The following is a 17,967-nucleotide window of genomic DNA, read 5'->3' on the forward strand; positions in this document are numbered from 1 at the left end:
CCGCTGCGGTAGGGAGTCAACTGCACTCACCCTTTGAATATAAATTGCTGGTTCGCTATTCAGCCACCCAGGTGCGCTTTTCGCGTCCTTCGTAGCAAATATCGTCACATTTGAGCGGCAGCAGTGTTCCTTCCACGGCTTCAGATGCCTCCACGTAGCATGGCGCGATGCCAGCCATAAAGACGGGCATACGCAGCACATGGTACTCAGGAACCGACAAACCCATATCCGCAGCAAAAGCAGCATGCAGGGCGGCGTAATTCATCTTTAGCTGGGGCCGATAGGTCAGCAATATGCGCTCTATCTCAAATGCGATCAGGATATGCCTACCCTGGTCCAGACCCAGTTGCCTAGCCTTGGCCATCACCCAAGGAATGCGTTCATCAGTTGAGTTGATAGGCCGCCCATAGCCATAGACTGTATGGTCACGTGCCTCGGCAAGCACACAGTCAGCCAGCGATGCACCAGCATCCACAGCCGCCACCATGCGCTTGAAGAAAGCCATGGCCCATAAGCCCGGTTGCCCGCCATAAACCATGGCATCGGATACCGCCATGGCTGCCGTCATACCCAGCGAAACCGGGCTGCGTGCCGACGCGGCCAGTGCCGCAACCCGGTTGTTCCAAAGCCTGGCATCCGGGTAGCTGGTATTGACCCAGATCGCATGCAGCAAGCGTAGCTGTGCTGCACTCAGGCGCCTGCCTGTAATACCGTAGTGGTACAGATCAAGGTAATCCAGATCGCCCAGCTCCGCATGCAGATCCTGCCCGCGGAATACAGCCCTCGTACCGGGAAAGGCCGCCCCAACGCGCGTACGCAACCTGCCATGCGCCTCTGCTAGCAAGCGGTATCCACTCATGCGCTCACCTTGCCAGCAGGATCATCGGTCAGCTCAACCGGAAAGAAAGGGAAGCGCTTGAAGCCATAGCGCCACTGCTCCAATGCATGCACGGCAGCACCGGGTAGCCTGAGCAGCAGCACCAGCATTTCTCCCTGCTCTGCGGTAAAGCCCAAAACATGCAAAGTTGCTGCCACCGGCAACAACATACCCATAGGCAGGCCGGCAGCGGCTTCCAACGCTATCCGCTGCTGCTGCAGCCAGGCAAGCTCAGGGGCGTGGCGGGCAAGATGCGCCAATAGCTGCAGTACAGGCAGAGTTGCTTGCTCCCCATGCGGCGCAAAGCCTGCCGGATGCGCCATCTCGGGCCAGATGTCTACACCCGACTGCGGCGGCCTGGATAAATGCCCGTGCCACAATGCCAGGTCGGTTCCACATGCCTCCCACGCCTGCATGGCAAGCCACACCTCTCTGGCACCGCCATTCTGGCCGGCTCCCACGGCCAAGGCTGCCATCAGGCTGGCCGCGGCAGTAGAACCTGCTACCCCACCACACATGGCCGCATGCACCATAGGGGCACGCGGGCCGGGGTTGGCCAGGGCCACGGCCAATGTCTCCAGCAACGCCACCTGCTGCGCTGAGGGGCGCTCTCCGCGAAACAGCAGATAGAGCATCTCTATCCAGCTCGCCTTGCCCAGCATATCGCCATAGACATCGTAGCCATGGCATCGGGCCACCCGCGTGGCAAAGGGGTTGTCGGGCTCGGCTTCTTCCTGCCAGATACGGGTATGCACTAGCTCCTTGCTCGGGGCTGCGCTCATCGCTCGCTCCCCAAGGTCTTCATACGCAGGCTCATGGGCGGCACCTCCTCGCCGTCTATGCGCACATCCAGCAACGTGGGGCCTTTGCGGCGCAGTATGGCCTCGATATCGATCTGCTCGAAGTCCTCGGGCGAGCGGATCACAAATCCCGGCACCCCCAGCGATTCGGCCAGCAGCCGATAATCCACGGTCGGCAACTCGAAAGCTGTGCGCTCGGCACCTGCCAGGCGCTGGCCATGCTTGACCATGCCCAGGGCACCATCGTTGAGTATCACGAACAGCACCGAGAGCTTCTCAGCCGCCGCCACCGTGATTTCCTGTCCATTCATCAGGTAGCTGCCATCGCCAGTGATACAGACACAAGGGCAGTCCGAGTTGCCACGCGCTCCGCCAACAGCCGCCCCTATGGCCCAGCCCATGGGGGCAAAATCCATGATGACCCGGAGCCAGCCCGCATGATCCTGCCTGCGCTCACCCACATCGGCGTGGGTGCGGCCAAAATCGTGCTGGTGCCCAATGCGGCGATCACGCGGTTGCAGGTAATGGATGGCCCAGGCTGTACTATTGCCGGCATCGGCATAGAAGCGGGTGGTGGGCGGGCAGCGGCGCGACAGCTCCCGCATCAATCGCTGCGGCTTGATGGGCACGGCTGGGGATTCGTACTTTTCCGGCTCGCGCAGCATGCCCTCCACGCTGCGCAGACTGATCTTGCCTGCGCGCTCCTGCGCCCTTTGCTCGTCGCCCCGCAGCGATTCCACCAACAGCTCGCAGACAGCACTGATACGACCTCGCACATGCAGCCGTGCCATGGGCGAGCGCATCAGATGCTCGTCATCCACGTCGATATGAACCAGCCGGTTGTTCAGCACGGTCTCGCACCAGGCCGCACTGGTCCATTCGCCCAGGCTGACGCCGAATGCCAGCACCAGGTCCGGGTCGTCCAGCAGCACGGCATTGGCGGTGTAGTGGCCGGCAAAGCCAAACACGCCCCGGTAAAGCTGATGGCGTGGGTTGACCAGCCCCTTGCCATCGGGTGTGGTCACAAACAGGGCATGGGTACGCTCGGCCAGTTCCAGGATGGCTTCGATGGCTTCACCGCAAGTGCTGCCTATGATGATGGCGATCTTATCGGCCTTGTGGATATCGGCAGCCAACTGGCGCACGACGGCAATATCCACCAATGAAGGCTTCTCAATCAGGTTACGTAAATCGTAGTTAAGCCAGGAACCCGGTGCAGGCGCCCGCAGGATATCGACCGGAAACGACAGGTGTGCCGGCCCATAGGGTGCCCGGTGGGTGCGCATGATGGCACTGACCAGCTTGCTTTCCACCTGCTCTGGGTGGGAAACCAGCGAGTTGTAGCGGGTGCAGTGACGAAACATGCCCAGAGTATTCACGCCAGTACAGGCGGATTCCTGCAGGGCACCACGGCCAAACGAGGGCAGCGAAGGCTGGCCGGTAATGGCCAGCATGGGGATGCTGTTATCGTAGGCATTCGCCACCCCCGTCAGCAGGTTGGTGGCGCCAGGGCCCGATGTGGCTATGCAGACCCCCACCTTGCCGGTCTCACGGGTATAGCCCTCTGCCATAAAGGCGGCACCGGCCTCGTGTCTGGCCACCACGGCCCGCGGGCCACCACGGCGAGCACTGCGGGCCAGCGCGTTGTAGATAGGCTCTACCGCACCACCCGGTACACCAAACACATATTCCACCCCGATGGCTTCCAGGTAGCGCACCACTACCTCTGCCACATCGGTCGGTTCTGGTAAGCCCGCTGTCGCCATCTGTTCCGCCATCACACCCATCCTTGTCTGTGATCCAGGCCGGGCTGCCCCGGCCATCGCCATGCCACACTGATCAGCTTGCCTTGGCCACCCACGGCAGGCCACCAGCTCTATCAGCCAACAATGATTGTTATAGGCGGCAGCAGGGCAAGAAACCATGCCAGCTTGCCAAGGCGGTGCCTCATCCCGGCCTGATCGCCAAGCATTCATGGTCACATGGATATTTGACAAGCAAGCGCTTGACAGGCAATCTTTCGGTCAATCCCACAAGGAGTAAAATCGCTTGAAAGCCAATACCTTGCGGCGTCTGATCAACCTGTGGCCGCCCTTTCTGTTTACCGGCATCCATGCCACACGGATATCGCCGGACTACCGCGAAGTCGATTGCCAGCTCAGCCTGCGCTGGTACAACCGCAACTATGTCGGCACCCACTTCGGTGGCAGCCTGTTTGCCATGACCGACCCCTGGTACATGCTGATGCTCATGCCCTTGCTGGGGCGCGACTATTTTGTCTGGGATCAACAGGCCGGTATCGAATTCATTGCTCCCGGCCGTGGCAAGGTCACCGCCCGCTTCCGTATCGATGACGCCACGCTGGCAGACATCCGCGAGCGGACAGCCAGCGGCGAGAAATACCTGCCCCAGTTCGTCATTGATATCGTGGACGAGCAGAACGAGCTGATCGCCCGCGTCACCAAAACACTGTACGTGCGCAAGAAGCCGACCAAGCGTTGATGCAAGGGCACGTCGCCCCGTCGCCGTACGCGTATGGGGTAGACAAGTGCCAGCAGTCCCCACGCAGTCGCCGGGGCCGCTTTGGCGCACTCCGCACCACCAAACCAGCCCGGCCCTGCCGGGCTGTTTGCTGTCCGGCTTACCGAGTGGTGGCCTAGCCAGACCACGCGGCCCCCCAGGCTCATCTCGCGCCCACGCCAGGTGATTCGCGCCGGATGAGTGCAACTGGCGACCAGTCCCCGTCGATTCATCGCAAGTGCCAGCGGCTCGACACAGGCTCCGCCAGGATGCAACCCATCGCACTACCGCGAGCCACGAGGAGCCACACCATGCACATCCGCCACATCCTACCGCTGATCTTGCTGACTGCCGGTGCCGCTCAGGCAGCCGACCTGACCATTACCGTCAACGGCCTGACCAACGCCGAGGGCAAGGTCCTGCTTGCCGCCTACGACAGTGCCGACACCTTCCTCAAGCGCCCTGTCGGCATCAGCATGGCCGATGCCCAGGCTGGCAGCGTCAAGGCCGTGATCAGCAACCTGAAGGCTGGCGACTACGCGATTTCGCTGTACCAGGACAAGAACGCCAACAAGAAGCTCGATAGCAACCTGGTGGGCATGCCTACCGAACCCTATGGTTTCTCCCGCGATGCCGCAGGCAGCTTTGGTCCGCCCAGCTTCGAGCAAGCCCGCATCAGCGTGCCGGACAGCGGCGCCGAAATTACCGTCACCCTACGTTAACCACGCCCGCGTTATTCAGGAGGCCACCATGCCAGCACACGACGCCCTGCTCGCCCGCGCAAAACGCCGCGCCCGGCAGAAAACCGGCTTCTACAGCCATGCCATCATTTATTTGCTGGTCATCGGCGGTCTGCTGTTGATAGACCTGCTGCAAGGCGGGGGCATCAATTGGGCCTATTGGTCGGCTATGGGCTGGGGCTTGGGCGTGCTGGCACACGGCGCTGTCACTTTCTTCAATGGATCCGGCCTATATGAGAGGGTACTGGCGCACGAGTTGAAGAAACTGCAAGAGCAGGAGCGCTGAAATGCAACGCCGCGACTTTCTGCTCAAGAGCCTGGCCAGTGGCCTGGCAGCATGCCTGCCGGCGAGCGCGTTGGCTGGTACCGATACCTACCAGGCTTACCGCGCTGGTTTGGCCCGCCATCCACGGCTGGCCATGCTGGCTGGCACCCAAAACGAGATGCTGGCTGGCGAAGCCAGCATCAGCGGAAGCTGGCCGCAGGACCTGGCAGGGGTGTTTTACCGCAATGGCCCAGCCAGGCTGGAGCGTGGCGGCGAGCGGTACGAGCACTGGTTCGATGGCGACGGCATGGTGCATGCCTGGCGCATGGCCAATGGCCGCGTCAGCCATCTGGGCCGCATGGTGCGCACCCACAAATACCGCGAAGAAGCTGCTGCCGACCAGCTGCTCTATCCTGGTTTCGGCACCGCCATTGCCCGCCGGCCGGTAGGCAACAACGACAGCGTCAATGCTGCCAATACCAGCGCACTCCCGCATGCCGGCAAGCTGTACGCCATGTGGGAGGGCGGCTCGGCCACCGAGCTGGACCCGCAAACACTGGCCACCCGTGGCCTCAAGACCTGGCGCAACGATCTGACCGCCCTGCCCTTCTCGGCGCACCCCAAGGTGGAGCCGGATGGCACTCTGTGGAATATCGGCGCCGTGCCTGGCGTCAACAAGCTGGTGCTTTGGCATATCCGCCCCGATGGCAACCTGGCACGGGTGCAGTTGCTGAACGTGGCCGACCTTGCCCTGGTGCATGATTTCGTCGTGACCGAGCGGCATATCGTCTTACTGCTGCCACCCTTCAGCCTCAACCGCGCCCCCGGTATCAGCTACCTGGCCATGCACCAGTGGCAAGGGCAGCGTGCCATGCGGGTGCTGGTTATAGACAAGGCCGACCTGACGCTGAAATACACGCTGGAGATGCCGGCCCGCATGGTATTTCACTTTGGCAACGCGTTTGACGATGGCGACAGCATCCGGCTGGATGCCACCCTCTATCAGGATGACCAAGTGCTGCAAGAGATGGCCGCCGCCATGCGCGGGGTGGTGTGGGACAAGGGCGTCCCTTCGGTCACCAGCCAGCTGACGCTGGATCTGCGCCGAGGCCAGGTACGGGAAGAGCGCCTGCTAGATGCGAGTGAGTTCCCCCGCGTTGCCGATGCGGTCGTGGGGCGCCGCCATCGTGCGCTCTTTACCCTGATCGAGGACAAGCAACACGGTATGGGCATGGGGGGCGTGGCACGCATCGACCTGGACGGCGGCAAGATCGATCGCTTTGCCTTTGGTCCGGACTGGGTCGTAGAGGAACACATCCCGGTCGCCCGGCCCGATGGTCGCGGACTCTGGCTGGTCGGCCCAGCACTGGATCTACGCCGCAGACAGACCGTGCTGAATGTGTTCGATGCCGCCAATCTGGCACAGGGCCCGTTGGCCCAGGCCAGGCTTCCCTATGCTGCCCCGCTGTGCTTTCACGGCAACTTCCTGAGTACCTGACCATGCGCATACTGATTATTGTTGGCCACCCCGATGAAGATAGCTTCTGCGCCGCCCTGGCCGACCGCTACCAGCAAACCGCCAGCCAGGCCGGCCACGAGGTGGCCCGGCTCAATCTAGGCGAACTAGCCTTCGACCCCATACTGCGCAAGGGCTACAAGGGCAGGCAAACGCTGGAGCCTGATCTGCAAGCCGCCCAGCAGGCCATCCAGCACGCGGAGCGCCTGGTTTTCGTTTACCCCTATTGGTGGGCCAGCATGCCGGCCCTGCTGAAAGGCTTTATCGACCGGGTGTTTCTGCCTGGCTTTGCTTTTAAATATCTGGCCAACAAGGCCATGCCCAGCAAGCTGCTGCTGGGGCGCGAGGCCCAGATACTGGTGACCAGCGATACCCCGCCATGGTACAACCGGCTGGTCTACCGGCGTGCCGGGCTCAGGGCGCTGCGCGTGAATGTGCTGGAGTTTTGTGGCATACGGGTAAGGGATGAGCTTGAAATCGGGCCGATACGTGGCAGTGCCGAACAGCACCGGGTGCGGTGGCTGGACAAGGCTGCGCAACTTGCCATGCGCTAAGCGCCACCAAGAATCGGGTATGAAAGTCCGTCACCACCCAGCCATAAACTGAGCAAATATCAGGCTCCCAGGAATCGCCATGAGCAGCAAGACTCAAACCGCAGCGCCCAGTTGCAACAGCCTGGAGACTGGCATCAACTGGCATCCGCTGGAGTTGATCCCCTACTTCAAGCGCTGGCCGCATGGCACAGCCCGTGATCTGCTCTACACCTTTATCTGGAACAGCCTGATCGGCTGCACCTTGATGAGTGTGGGGCTGATGTTCTCCACGCCCAGCAATCCGTGGCGCTACTTTTACGTCAATTTTGTGCTGACCCAGACCATAGGCTTCACCATCCATGGTCTGTTCGAGCTGTCTGGCATGCTGCTGGGCAGCATGCTGACCAAGCTACCCACCTGGCTGCGCTACCTCTACTTCATGCTGATCCCCGTACTGGGCGTATTCCTGGGCTATGCAATCGGCCTGGCCGTGCTCGATATGGATGCGGCCCGGCGCTATATCTTCAGCGCTCAGGGCATCAGAGCCTTACTGGTTTTCTCGCTGGGCATGTCAGCCATCTTGTGTGCCTTGTTTGTAGCACGTGACCGGCAGGTAAGGGCTGAAATGGCACTTGCCGAACAGACACAGAAAGCCTTGGACGCAGAACGCAGGGCACTGGAAGCACAACTACGCATGTTGCAGGCCCAGATCGAGCCGCATTTCCTCTATAACACCCTCGCCAATGCAGTCGGCTTGATTGCGCCCGCGCCTGACAAAGCCCGCCTGCTGCTGGAACGCCTGATCGATTACCTGCGGACCAGCCTGTCGGCCAGCCGCGAAGCCGAGACCCGGCTCGATCATGAGCTGGATACGGTGCGCGCCTACCTGGATTTGATGCAGGTACGCATGGGCCAGCGCCTGAGCTACCAAGTACAGTGCCCCCCAGAGCTAGGTGCCATCCCCATCCCGCCCATGTTGCTGCAGCCCCTGGTGGAGAACGCCATACAGCACGGCCTGGAGCCGCGCATCGCGGGTGGCAGCATCACGCTTTCCGTCGCACAGGAAGACGGCACCCTGCAGATAGAGGTTGCCGATGATGGTGAGGGCTTCAACCCCGCTGCCAGGCCGCGTGCTGGCGGCGGTGTAGGCCTGGCCAATCTTCGCGAGCGGCTGGCGACGCTGTATGGCACGGCTGGCGGTATTACCCTGGCCGACCGGCAACCCAGCGGGGTCCGCGCCACACTGCGCCTGCCATTGGACGGCAGCCAGGGCAAGCGCGGGCCACAGCCATAGTAAGATAGAAAACAAACCACGCCACGCGCCCTGCCATGCCCACCGCCCTGATCGCCGACGACGAAATTGCCCTGGCCGAATTCCTCAAGACCGAGCTGGCCGAGCTGTGGCCCGAACTCAAGATCGTGGCCTTGGCGTACAACGGTCTAGATGCGCTGAGGCTGATAGACGAAATGGCGCCCGATATCGCCTTCCTGGATATCCGAATGCCCGGTCTGAGCGGCCTGGAGATGGCGAGTCGGTTGGTGGATGCCGACGCGGCCCCGCATATGGTGTTTGTCACGGCCTACGACCAGTACGCCGTTGACGCATTTGAGCGGGAGGCTGTGGACTACCTGCTCAAGCCCCCCAGCCGTGAGCGCCTGGGCAAGACGCTGGACAAACTCAAACGCCAGTTGGGCGACGAAAGACATACCGGCAGCCCCATGGCCGGCCCCGATCCCGAGCTGCTGGCCAAGCTGGCAGCCCTGCTCGGCCAGCCCACCCCCAGCAGCCCGCGGCTGGAATGGATACGGGCGGCCCACGGCAACGAGACACGCCTGATCGCGGTGGATGAAGTGGTGTATTTCGAAGCGCGCGACAAATACGTCAGCGTCTTTACCGCCGATGGGGAGTCATTGATACGCACCCCGCTACGTGAACTGCTGGATGGACTGGACCCCGCCCGTTTCTGGCAGGTACACCGTGGCACCATTGTTGCAGTCAGGCATATTGCGGGGACCGTGCGTGATTTTCGCGGCCGTACCCTGGTCAAGCTCAAGACCCGAGCCGACCAACTGGTGGTCAGCCGCGCCTACCTGCATCTGTTCAAGCAAATGTAAGCACCGCTATGTAAGCAGAGCGGCCTGTTCACTTCCGTGATCAGGCCGCTCTGTTGTTGACTGGAGGCCAAACACACAGTCGCCACGGCAGCTGCGGTTACCTCATCATGCTTACTTCACCAAGGTCCAGGCATCCTGCCAATGCGACCCTGCAGGCGGGCCGTAATGCGGCGGCGACTGTGTGCACCAACCCGAGTAGGGGAAAGGCTTGCACTGGTAACGCTTGCCATCACTGCCTTGCACGACGGTGCCGGCCTTGTAGTTGGCAATGCCCGCTGGATAGACGTAATCCACCGGTCCGGTACCGCCACCATCGCCCCCGGTACTGATGTCGATCTCGAAGCTGTAGTCCTGGGTAACGGTGCTGCGCTCGTAGACACGATTTTCCATGCTGCTTTGCACCGGCGTGATATTGCCGCCGTTACCCAGCACGCCCACCTTCACATACTGCGATGCAGCGTTGACCTTCTGGGCCAGATGATAGGGCCACTGGCTGGCGCCCGTCATGCCACTGGCCAGGGTGATGCTGTGGCTTTCCAGATCCTTGAAAGCCGGATCGAACAGGCGGAAGGTGACCTTGGTGTTTACTGCCAGATCCTGCTGTGCCCGTACCTGGCCGATTTCCTTCCAGGTGGACGGCGTGGTGGCGCCACCGAAGTTCACGTCCATGCAGGAGTAGAAAGCCTCGGTGCTGTCGGCACGTTGCCAGATGCTGTAGATCACATGGCGGCCCGACTTGCCCTGGGGCAGGGTACAGCTCATCTTGTAATGACCATTTACCAGGGTGGTATTGGTAATGTTACAAAATGGCTGGCTCTCCAGATCAGACCACTTCAGCGCCATGCCGGGGTTGTAGCCCGATTTGGTGACAAAGAACTTGAACGACTTGGTAGCGTGCGGCGCGGTCGCCTTGTAAAGGAAATCGAACTGGCCGTTGGCATTGGGGGCGATATTGGTGGCGGGCCAGTCATCACGCGCAAGATTGAAGCCCTTGTAGACATCCTTGCCTGCACCGCACAGCTTGCCATCGGGGATCAGGGCCTGGTGCTGATCGTTGGCATTGGCCTGGTTCACACCGTTCCAGTCATAGAAGGCCTGGGTGCCGCCGACTGACTTGGCGGCTTTGCAGGCTGCCGACCTCGGGTTTTCCGGCCCTTCCTGGAAACAGTTGTAGACCCGGTCCACCGGCACCGCCATGGCGCCGTGCGCCAGGGCCGCCTGGCTGACCAAGCTGGCGCAGAATGGTGCGGCCATTGCCGCCAGGGCGGAGCCCAGCCCGGCACGGCTGAGTAGGGGAGTTGCCTGCATGATGCCTCCTGATTGGTTTTTCATTGGTATCTCAAATTGACAGAAAAATGCGGCAAGTAAACTACCAGCATCCAACTGGTGTTAATTGCCAATACCACAATAGAACCAGATAATGGGCGCATTCAAAGCCTGCCGATAACCGGCAACAACCCTAGCGCATTCTGCTTACCCAGATACGTGTTCAAAGTGGCCTTGCAGGCCGCAATATGACATAAGCATAATCGCTATTCAAGCATGGCGCTCGAAGTGCCCGCCGCATCGTTGCTCTCCATGAGCAGTTACAGCGCCGGAGCAGACATGGCATTTCCCCTCCCGCGCCGAAGCAGGCATCATCCTGCTGGCCATGCCATCTACATAAACTCATGCTTGCTCGCCTACGCCCCTCTTTTCGCCAACTACTGCTGCTGGCCTTCCTGCTCTTGGCTGGCTTGCTCGGGGCCGCCTCCCTGAGCGCGCTGCTCACACTGGAATCCCTGGTTAAGCAAAGCCGGGGGGGAGCTGCGCACGCCGTGCAACTGAGTGCCGACGCGCAGCTGCTGGCAGAACGCAGCGTCACCATGGAACGGGCAGCACGGCAATTCCTGGTGCTGGACGACCCCAATATCCGCCAGCGATATGACGAAGCCCTGCGCGACAGCCTGGCCGCGCTACAGCGGCTGGAAACCGGGCTGGCAGACCAGGAAGTAGCAAACCGCTGGCGCCAGCAGCAGGCCCGCATTGCCGAACATCTGGCCAAGCCGACCAAGCCCACCCGCCGGCATGAGGCCCTGCTATCTACCGAATTCAAGGCACTGGCCCAACTCAACAGCCAACTGGCAAGCGCTGTGCGAAATGACCTCGAACACCGCAATGCCGATCTGCTCAGCGGCTTGGAAGAAGGCCGGCTACAGCTCAGCGGGCAATTGCTGGCCGCCCTGCTGCTGGCCATCTTGCTGGCCCTGACATTCGGCCTATGGCTGGCGCGGCCCTTGCGCCAACTGGAAGGCGCCATACTGAGCCTGGGTGAAAATCAACTGGAACGCGCCATCGATATCCGTGGCCCAGCCGACCTACGCCGGCTGGGACAAAGACTGGACTGGCTGCGCTTGCGGCTGGCAGAGCTGGACGCTGACAAAACACGCTTCCTGCGCCATATCTCGCACGAACTGAAGACCCCTCTGGCGGCCCTGCGTGAAGGCGTGGCGCTACTGGAGGACGAAATCGCCGGACCCTTGACAGAGCAGCAGCGCGAGGTATCCGGCATCCTGGCGCAGAATGTGGTGGCCCTGCAGCAGCAGATAGAAGACCTGCTGCGTTTTCACGCCGCTGCGTTCGAGGCCCGCCAGCTCAACCTGGCGCCTTGCGATTTGCGGGCCTTGCTGGAGAAGGTGGTGGATACCCAGCGCCTGCAATGGCAAGCTCGCCAGCTCAAACCCGAGATAGACGGCCCCACGCTGAGAGCAAGGGTAGACGCCGACAAGCTGGCCATCGCCCTCGGCAACCTGCTTTCCAACGCCATACGGTTCAGCCCCCAGGGCGGCAGCATCAGGCTGGCGCTCCGGCGCAACGGCAAGCACATACAGATCGATATCAGCGACCAGGGCCCCGGTATTGCCGAGCAGGATCGCCCCCGCATCTTTGAGCCCTTCTACCAGGGCCAGCACCAGCCGCCGGCTGCACGTCACGGCAGCGGCATAGGCCTTTCCATCGTCCAGGAATACCTGCAAGCCCACGGCGGTCAGGTGTTGCTGCTGCCGCATGAACCAGGCACCTGTTTCAGAATCGAACTACCCGATGAAAACTAAACATTTTTGCTCACTCCTAAGTTGCCTTGCCCTGGCTGCCTGTGCCCTGCCGGTCAAGGAAGTACGCATACCCGTGCGCGAACTCGATCCCGCCAGCCAGGCCGTACGCCTGGCAGTGGGTTATCACGACAACCTGCGGCAGTACAACACCGCTGAACTGGCCAAGGAAGCAGCCCGCTTGGGCGTGGCGCCCGCCAGCCCGGCCACCAGCATGGAGCTGGCACTGCTGCTGCTGCACAACCGCAACGGCAATGATGCCGCCCGTGCCACCACGCTGCTGGAGGCGCTGCTGCGCGACAGTCGTGCCGAGGCGCAGGCGCTGCAGCCCCTGGCCAGATTGTTGCTAAGCCAGTTGAGCGAACAGCGCAAGCAGGAGGAACAATTGGACAAGCAACTGCAATTGCAGCGCGAGCAACAGAAGAAACTCGATCAATTGAACGAGAAACTGGAAGCCCTCAAGGCCATCGAGCGCAGCCTGACGCCCGCACCACGCCAAGGAGCCCGGCCATGAACGCCCATATCCTGCTGGTGGATGACGATACCGACCTGCTCAAGCTGCTATCGATGCGCCTGACTGCCGCGGGCTACCGCGTGACCACCGCGACCACCGCCGAAGGCGCACTGACCCGCCTGGCAGTGGAACTGCCACAGCTGGTGCTGAGCGACGTACGCCTGCCTGACCGGGACGGCTTGAGCCTGTTTGGCGATATCCATGCCCGCCACCCTACCCTGCCGGTCATCCTGTTGACCGCCCACGGCACCATCCCGGATGCGGTGGCCGCCACCGAGCGTGGCGTATTCGGCTATCTGACCAAGCCGTTTGACGGCAAGCTCTTGCTGGCCAAGATCGCCCAGGCATTGAGCATCGCCACGCCAGGCGGCCAGGCTGGCCAGAACGACGACGAGTGGCGCGCCCCCATTGTCAGCCGCTCCAGCCTGATGGCCGAGTTGCTGGCCGAAGCCAGGCTGGTGGCCGGCACCGATGCCAGCGTATTGATACGGGGCGACAGCGGTAGCGGCAAGGAGCTGCTGGCCCAGGCCATACACCGCGCCAGCCCTCGCGCCCAAAAACCCTTTGTGGCGGTGAATTGTGGCGCCATACCCGAGCAATTGCTGGAATCCGAATTGTTCGGCCACATAAAGGGGGCCTTTACCGGGGCGGTGAGCAACCATCGCGGCCTGTTCCAGGCGGCCGACGGTGGCACCTTGTTCCTGGACGAAATCGGCGACATGCCGCTGCCCCTGCAGGTCAAGCTGCTGCGGGTGCTGCAGGAGCGCTCGGTGCGGCCTGTCGGCGCCAGCCAGCCGGTGCCCATAGACGTGCGCGTATTGTCTGCCACCCACCGCGATCTGGAAGCCGCCATGGCGTCCGGACAGTTCCGCGAGGACCTCTACTACCGGCTCAACGTCGTCAGCCTGCAGCTACCCAATCTGGCCGAACGGCGCGAGGACATACCGCTACTGGCCAACTACTTCCTGACCCGCCTGGCCGACAAGTACCAGAAGCAGCTCAACAGCTTCGCCCCAGAAGCTCTGGAAGCCCTGGCTACCGCCCCCTGGCCGGGCAATGTGCGACAACTCTACAACGTGGTGGAACAGGTTTGTGCCCTGGCCACCGCCCCACTGATACCCCTCTCGCTGGTACAGCGTGCCTTGCGCGCGGCAGCGGTGGAAGTCCTGAGCTACGCCGAGGCCCGCCAGCGATTCGAACTGGATTACCTGGTCAAGCTGCTCAAGCTCACCGATGGCAACGTGGCTGATGCGGCACGCCTGGCCGATCGCAACCGGACGGAGTTCTATCGCCTGCTGCAGAAGCATGATCTGAGCCCTGGCATGTTCCGCAGCACACCCGGCGTCGCCGATTAGCGACATACCAGGTGCCCGTATTTTCAGGTACTTGAGTTATCACCACCAGGAAGCGTCGCCTATCAGCGACAAAAAAGGGGAGCTAGGCCAATCAGATCACCCACAGATCGGCCAGCCAAACCTAAATGCAAGCGCAAGCAATTGAAATGTAAGAAAAAATAAAACCTGGCACGGCCATTGCAATAGTGGACTACGTAACGCCAAGTCAGCGTTGCCTTTCCCAACACCTCGAAAGGATTCCACCATGCAAAACCGTCATCTGCTGCCAGGCCTGCTTGCCGCCATGCTGATCGCTGGCCCCGCTATCGCTGCCGATGTAGCTGCAGCACCAGCCCCCCAAGGTGGCCCCGCCGCTGAAGCCGGTCAATACGTGGACGATGCCACCATTACCACCAAGGTGAAGGCCGCCATCATGGGCGAAAAGAGCCTGTCTGCCCTGGACGTCAAGGTCACCACAACAGAGGGCGTTGTCACCCTGACCGGCACCGTCGACAAGGTTGAAGCCGCCGACAAGGCCATGCAGGTCGCCTCAGCCATCACCGGTGTGAAGCGCGTCGACAGCAAGCTGCAACTGAAGTCGGCCACCAACTGATTGATGTAGTACATGGCGCAAGCCATGGGTAGTAACGAGTTCAACTGAACTCCTTTGCGCGCAGTACGCCGGGTCTGGGGCGACCCAGCCCGGCACCTCTCCCTGGAGATCGTGAGCGCCCGTCTCTCGGTCTGCATTCCGGGCCGGCCTGACCGCCGGCCCATTTTTTTATCCTGACCTATCCCACACCCTGTCTCGGCAGCCGCAGTGTAAACACGGTGCCGCTCTCTGCATCGCTGGTGCAGGTAATCTCTCCTTGCATGGCATGCGCAATCGCCTGGCTGATGGACAGGCCCAGGCCCGTGCCATAATGCTGGCGGCCATCGCGGCGATCTCCCTGGTAGAAGGGTTGAAACAGGTGCTCCTGCATCTCCACCGAGATAAGCTCACCGCCGTTGCGTACCCGCCAGTAAACATCGCTCGCGTCTTCATACAGCGCAACGCTAACCACCCCGTGCTGCAGTGAGAACTTGGCTGCATTGGACAGCAGATTGGTCATGATCTGCATCACGCGACCAGCATCTGCCAGCGCCAACAGTGAGGCACTGCCACTCTCCACCTCAAAACGGACATCAAACCCCGCTGCATAAGGCTGCAACTCACGTACCATCGCCAATGTCAGCGCACACATATCCACGCTGGTCGATTGCACCTCCAGCTTGCCCAGCCTGATCTTCTCGTATTCCAGAATGGTTTGAATCAGCTGCGTCAATCGACTGCTGTTGAGGCGGGCAATTTCCAGCAGCTCGGCCGCCTTCGCCGGTAATGCATTCGCCTGGGTATAGGCCAGCATCTCGAGCGCACCATGTAAGGCAGTCAGCGGCGTACGCAACTCATGGCTGGTGGCAGAAACAAAGTGGCTCTTGAGCGCATCCAGCTCTCGCTGCGCCGTAATATCCTGCACCACGCCCCACAAGCGATAGACGCCATCCGCGCTCCAACGCCCCCGGCCTATATGCCGCAGCTGCACCCTGCGCCCCCCCTGCCCCAGGTAGGTCAGTTCGATATCCCACGGCCGCTGCTGGGCACGTGCTGCCAACAACGCCTGATGCAACAGCACCGCACTCTCAGGCTCAAACCGTGGTAGCAACTGCTCCCAGCCTGTTGGTGCATTTCCCGCCTGATCAAGCAAGGTAAACAGCGCCTTGGACCATTGGTACTGTCCATCGCCGCTCTCCTCCCAAGCACCCAGCAATGCCAGCCGGCTTGCTTCGTCGAGCAATTGCTGGTGCTGTTCAAGCCGCAGGTTCGACGCGTGTGCCGCCGACTCAGCCTTGACCAGCGCCATTTGCCGAAGGCTGTTCTGACGAGTCGCCGATGCCAGTATCAAGGGCACAATAAAGGTGAGTGCCAAGGTGGCATAGACCAGCAGCAGCTGCCATTCTGCGGTCATCGGTGGCAAGGGCATCACGCCTAGCCCCATCAATAACGACTGGGTGATCGCGCAGACTGCCACCACAAACGCCATGCTGCCAAATGGCAGATAAACCGCAGCAATGACCAGGGGCGCCAGCAATGCCACCAAGGGGTAAGGCATCTTGAGCTGCACCAGCACCTGAAAACTCAGGCAGGCAAACAGCCAGGCCAGTGTCGGCCTGGAGACCACCTCCGCCCGCAAGAAAGGCGACCCGGCAAAACGCAGTTGCAGGCAAAAGGGCAGTACGGTCATCGCACCCACCAGCGAGCTGACATACCAAGTCGACCACACTTTCGCCAGTGGCCCGATATCATTGGCCAGCAGCACCAGTGCCCCAGCGCTAGCGCCGAACAGGCCCGGTACGACACCGCATGCCAGAAAGCAACATAGCAGGTTGGTAGGGTTATCTGCCCAACTCCCGGACTGCACATGACGCTGAAACAGATAGACCGCCACGCTGATCTCCAGCAGGTTGGCAGGCGCAAAACAGAGCGCCTGCAACCCGCTGCTGCCCATCAGCAAATTGGCCAGGGCGATGACTAGGCCAAGCGCCAGCAGACGCACTGGCCACTCGGCCCATGGCCGCTGCAACAGGCTGGCGATGGCAACTGCGTTGGCAAACCACAGGCTAGCAACGCCACCACCATGCCTCGATAGATAGAGAGACAGCCAGGCCAGCACCCCACACGCCAAACTCCAGAGCAGGATGCTGCAAGCAAGGCGCGACCTGTGCGTCAAGCTAGCCACCTGATGGCTTTCGCAATGCAATGGCATGCCATCCGCCCAAGATCACCGCCAGCAGAAAGAACACCCCGCCAGCGTAGTAGAGCATCGGGTTCAGATCGACCTGGTCGGGCGTCGGCGCTTCGCCTATCCAGCGCCGGTATATCTGCTCGCGCTCGCTGGGCGTAATCTGCCCCAGGCCGCGCTCCAATAGCCTGCCCAGTTCCGGCATATCTTTGCGATAGGCCATGCTCAAGGGGTAATTGAACCCCACTGATGGCCCCACCACCAGTTCAGTGAAACCGTGCTGCACCTGCAGGTGCCGGATGCTGGCAATGTCCGCCACCACGCCACTCACCTCGCCGCGCTGCATGGCCCGCAGGGCTTGGTGATCGTCCGGCATCCCCAACCATTGCACGGCAGGAAACTGCCGCCGAACATAGGCTTCCACCGCATATCCCGTACCCACCGCCACCTTTTGTCCCGCCATCTGCGCAAGGCCACCGGGCAGGCCGCGGTTGCCTGGCACCACCAATACGGCCGGCACCGACACATAAGGCGGGGTGAACAGCAGGAATTCGCCCCGTTCTGGGGTGGGCCGCAAGGAAGTGAGAATATCCGCCTGCCCTTGCCTGGCCAGTGCCAGGTTGGCACTCAGCGATGCGGCAGCCAGTGTTTCGATACGCAGGCCACCGCGTTCGGCGATCAGGTTCAGGTAATCGACCGACAAGCCCTTGATGACGCCATCCCTATCCTGAAACACAAAAGGGCCATAGTCTGATTCCGGCGCAAACCGATAGGCTCCGGCTGAAGTGGCATCAGCCAGACCTGGCAGTGCCAGCCCCAACAGACAGACAAACAGGATATGTCGCAACATGCCGCCCACTCCGTTCGTGATAGCCGCGATATAA

At 61.5% G+C, this 17,967-nt stretch carries 17 protein-coding genes; 11 read left to right on the forward strand and 6 right to left on the reverse strand.

Going from position 1 to position 17,967, the window contains the following annotated elements; genetic code table 11:
• Positions 1-55: 55 nt before the first annotated feature.
• The 3 genes from QQK16_RS18040 to QQK16_RS18050 are packed head-to-tail and all read right to left on the reverse strand — an operon-like array spanning position 56 to position 3,455.
• Positions 56-859, reverse strand: coding sequence for a hypothetical protein (locus QQK16_RS18040; RefSeq protein WP_284197872.1), 804 nt, complete (start codon positions 857-859; stop codon positions 56-58).
• The gene (locus QQK16_RS18045; RefSeq protein WP_284197873.1) at positions 856-1,659 is read right to left on the reverse strand and encodes a citryl-CoA lyase; all 804 of its coding nucleotides are present in this window, start codon (positions 1,657-1,659) and stop codon (positions 856-858) included. Before QQK16_RS18045 ends, QQK16_RS18040 begins: the two co-directional genes overlap by 4 nt.
• Positions 1,656-3,455 carry a thiamine pyrophosphate-binding protein gene (locus QQK16_RS18050; protein WP_284197874.1) on the reverse strand — a complete coding sequence of 600 codons (1,800 nt, stop codon included), beginning with the start codon at positions 3,453-3,455 and terminating at the stop codon, positions 1,656-1,658. Before QQK16_RS18050 ends, QQK16_RS18045 begins: the two co-directional genes overlap by 4 nt.
• A gap of 271 nt (positions 3,456-3,726) precedes the next feature.
• Here QQK16_RS18050 and QQK16_RS18055 point away from each other — a divergent pair, with 271 nt between their 5' ends.
• The 7 genes from QQK16_RS18055 (at position 3,727) to QQK16_RS18085 (ending at position 9,366) form a co-directional block, all read left to right on the forward strand.
• Complete coding sequence (locus tag QQK16_RS18055) at positions 3,727-4,179, forward strand: DUF4442 domain-containing protein (RefSeq protein ID WP_284197875.1); 453 nt, start codon at positions 3,727-3,729, stop codon at positions 4,177-4,179.
• Between the two features lie 329 nt (positions 4,180-4,508).
• Positions 4,509-4,919: a DUF2141 domain-containing protein gene (locus tag QQK16_RS18060; protein WP_284197876.1), complete on the forward strand. Its 411-nt coding sequence runs from the start codon at positions 4,509-4,511 to the stop codon at positions 4,917-4,919.
• A 28-nt stretch (positions 4,920-4,947) separates the two neighbouring features.
• Positions 4,948-5,223, forward strand: coding sequence for a 2TM domain-containing protein (locus tag QQK16_RS18065; protein ID WP_284197877.1), 276 nt, complete (start codon positions 4,948-4,950; stop codon positions 5,221-5,223).
• A 1-nt stretch (position 5,224) separates the two neighbouring features.
• Positions 5,225-6,700, forward strand: coding sequence for a carotenoid oxygenase family protein (locus QQK16_RS18070; protein WP_284197878.1), 1,476 nt, complete (start codon positions 5,225-5,227; stop codon positions 6,698-6,700).
• Positions 6,701-6,702: 2 nt separating this feature from the next.
• Positions 6,703-7,272: an NAD(P)H-dependent oxidoreductase gene (locus QQK16_RS18075; RefSeq protein WP_284197879.1), complete on the forward strand. Its 570-nt coding sequence runs from the start codon at positions 6,703-6,705 to the stop codon at positions 7,270-7,272.
• Between the two features lie 79 nt (positions 7,273-7,351).
• On the forward strand, positions 7,352-8,545 hold the full coding sequence (locus QQK16_RS18080; RefSeq protein ID WP_284197880.1) for a sensor histidine kinase: 1,194 nt from the start codon (positions 7,352-7,354) through the stop codon (positions 8,543-8,545).
• Between the two features lie 35 nt (positions 8,546-8,580).
• The gene (locus QQK16_RS18085; RefSeq protein WP_284197881.1) at positions 8,581-9,366 is read left to right on the forward strand and encodes a LytR/AlgR family response regulator transcription factor; all 786 of its coding nucleotides are present in this window, start codon (positions 8,581-8,583) and stop codon (positions 9,364-9,366) included.
• Positions 9,367-9,477: 111 nt separating this feature from the next.
• Here the strand turns inward: QQK16_RS18085 and QQK16_RS18090 are convergent, their stop codons facing one another.
• On the reverse strand, positions 9,478-10,674 hold the full coding sequence (locus QQK16_RS18090; RefSeq protein WP_284197882.1) for a lytic polysaccharide monooxygenase: 1,197 nt from the start codon (positions 10,672-10,674) through the stop codon (positions 9,478-9,480).
• 362 nt (positions 10,675-11,036) lie between these two features.
• Here QQK16_RS18090 and QQK16_RS18095 point away from each other — a divergent pair, with 362 nt between their 5' ends.
• The 4 genes from QQK16_RS18095 (at position 11,037) to QQK16_RS18110 (ending at position 14,916) form a co-directional block, all read left to right on the forward strand.
• Positions 11,037-12,458 (forward strand): sensor histidine kinase, encoded by a 1,422-nt coding sequence (locus QQK16_RS18095; RefSeq protein ID WP_284197883.1) that lies wholly within the window; start codon positions 11,037-11,039, stop codon positions 12,456-12,458.
• On the forward strand, positions 12,448-12,969 hold the full coding sequence (locus tag QQK16_RS18100; protein ID WP_284197884.1) for a hypothetical protein: 522 nt from the start codon (positions 12,448-12,450) through the stop codon (positions 12,967-12,969). The genes QQK16_RS18095 and QQK16_RS18100 overlap by 11 nt, the downstream gene beginning before the upstream one ends.
• Positions 12,966-14,324: a sigma 54-interacting transcriptional regulator gene (locus tag QQK16_RS18105; protein ID WP_284197885.1), complete on the forward strand. Its 1,359-nt coding sequence runs from the start codon at positions 12,966-12,968 to the stop codon at positions 14,322-14,324. The genes QQK16_RS18100 and QQK16_RS18105 overlap by 4 nt, the downstream gene beginning before the upstream one ends.
• Before the next feature lie 244 nt (positions 14,325-14,568).
• The gene (locus QQK16_RS18110) at positions 14,569-14,916 is read left to right on the forward strand and encodes a BON domain-containing protein (protein WP_284197886.1); all 348 of its coding nucleotides are present in this window, start codon (positions 14,569-14,571) and stop codon (positions 14,914-14,916) included.
• A 178-nt stretch (positions 14,917-15,094) separates the two neighbouring features.
• Here the strand turns inward: QQK16_RS18110 and QQK16_RS18115 are convergent, their stop codons facing one another.
• Positions 15,095-17,107 (reverse strand): sensor histidine kinase, encoded by a 2,013-nt coding sequence (locus QQK16_RS18115; RefSeq protein ID WP_284197887.1) that lies wholly within the window; start codon positions 17,105-17,107, stop codon positions 15,095-15,097.
• A complete protein-coding gene (locus QQK16_RS18120) occupies positions 17,073-17,933 on the reverse strand; it encodes a transporter substrate-binding domain-containing protein (RefSeq protein ID WP_284197888.1) in 861 nt (286 codons plus the stop codon). Before QQK16_RS18120 ends, QQK16_RS18115 begins: the two co-directional genes overlap by 35 nt.
• Between the last annotated feature and the right edge of the window lie 34 nt (positions 17,934-17,967).

The organism is Chitinimonas prasina, assembly GCF_030160395.1.
In the GTDB taxonomy this organism is placed as follows: domain Bacteria; phylum Pseudomonadota; class Gammaproteobacteria; order Burkholderiales; family Chitinimonadaceae; genus Chitinimonas; species Chitinimonas prasina.

Excerpts from the sequence above, each read along its gene's own strand:
- QQK16_RS18040 (WP_284197872.1), bottom strand. The coding sequence starts at position 859 with ATGAGTGGATACCGCTTGCTAGCAGAGGCGCATGGCAGGTTGCGTACG.
- QQK16_RS18045 (WP_284197873.1), bottom strand. The coding sequence starts at position 1,659 with ATGAGCGCAGCCCCGAGCAAGGAGCTAGTGCATACCCGTATCTGGCAG.
- QQK16_RS18050 (WP_284197874.1), bottom strand. The coding sequence starts at position 3,455 with ATGGCGGAACAGATGGCGACAGCGGGCTTACCAGAACCGACCGATGTG.
- QQK16_RS18060 (WP_284197876.1), top strand. The coding sequence starts at position 4,509 with ATGCACATCCGCCACATCCTACCGCTGATCTTGCTGACTGCCGGTGCC.
- QQK16_RS18065 (WP_284197877.1), top strand. The coding sequence starts at position 4,948 with ATGCCAGCACACGACGCCCTGCTCGCCCGCGCAAAACGCCGCGCCCGG.
- QQK16_RS18070 (WP_284197878.1), top strand. The coding sequence starts at position 5,225 with ATGCAACGCCGCGACTTTCTGCTCAAGAGCCTGGCCAGTGGCCTGGCA.
- QQK16_RS18075 (WP_284197879.1), top strand. The coding sequence starts at position 6,703 with ATGCGCATACTGATTATTGTTGGCCACCCCGATGAAGATAGCTTCTGC.
- QQK16_RS18080 (WP_284197880.1), top strand. The coding sequence starts at position 7,352 with ATGAGCAGCAAGACTCAAACCGCAGCGCCCAGTTGCAACAGCCTGGAG.
- QQK16_RS18085 (WP_284197881.1), top strand. The coding sequence starts at position 8,581 with ATGCCCACCGCCCTGATCGCCGACGACGAAATTGCCCTGGCCGAATTC.
- QQK16_RS18090 (WP_284197882.1), bottom strand. The coding sequence starts at position 10,674 with ATGCAGGCAACTCCCCTACTCAGCCGTGCCGGGCTGGGCTCCGCCCTG.
- QQK16_RS18095 (WP_284197883.1), top strand. The coding sequence starts at position 11,037 with ATGCTTGCTCGCCTACGCCCCTCTTTTCGCCAACTACTGCTGCTGGCC.
- QQK16_RS18100 (WP_284197884.1), top strand. The coding sequence starts at position 12,448 with ATGAAAACTAAACATTTTTGCTCACTCCTAAGTTGCCTTGCCCTGGCT.
- QQK16_RS18105 (WP_284197885.1), top strand. The coding sequence starts at position 12,966 with ATGAACGCCCATATCCTGCTGGTGGATGACGATACCGACCTGCTCAAG.
- QQK16_RS18110 (WP_284197886.1), top strand. The coding sequence starts at position 14,569 with ATGCAAAACCGTCATCTGCTGCCAGGCCTGCTTGCCGCCATGCTGATC.
- QQK16_RS18115 (WP_284197887.1), bottom strand. The coding sequence starts at position 17,107 with ATGCCATTGCATTGCGAAAGCCATCAGGTGGCTAGCTTGACGCACAGG.
- QQK16_RS18120 (WP_284197888.1), bottom strand. The coding sequence starts at position 17,933 with ATGTTGCGACATATCCTGTTTGTCTGTCTGTTGGGGCTGGCACTGCCA.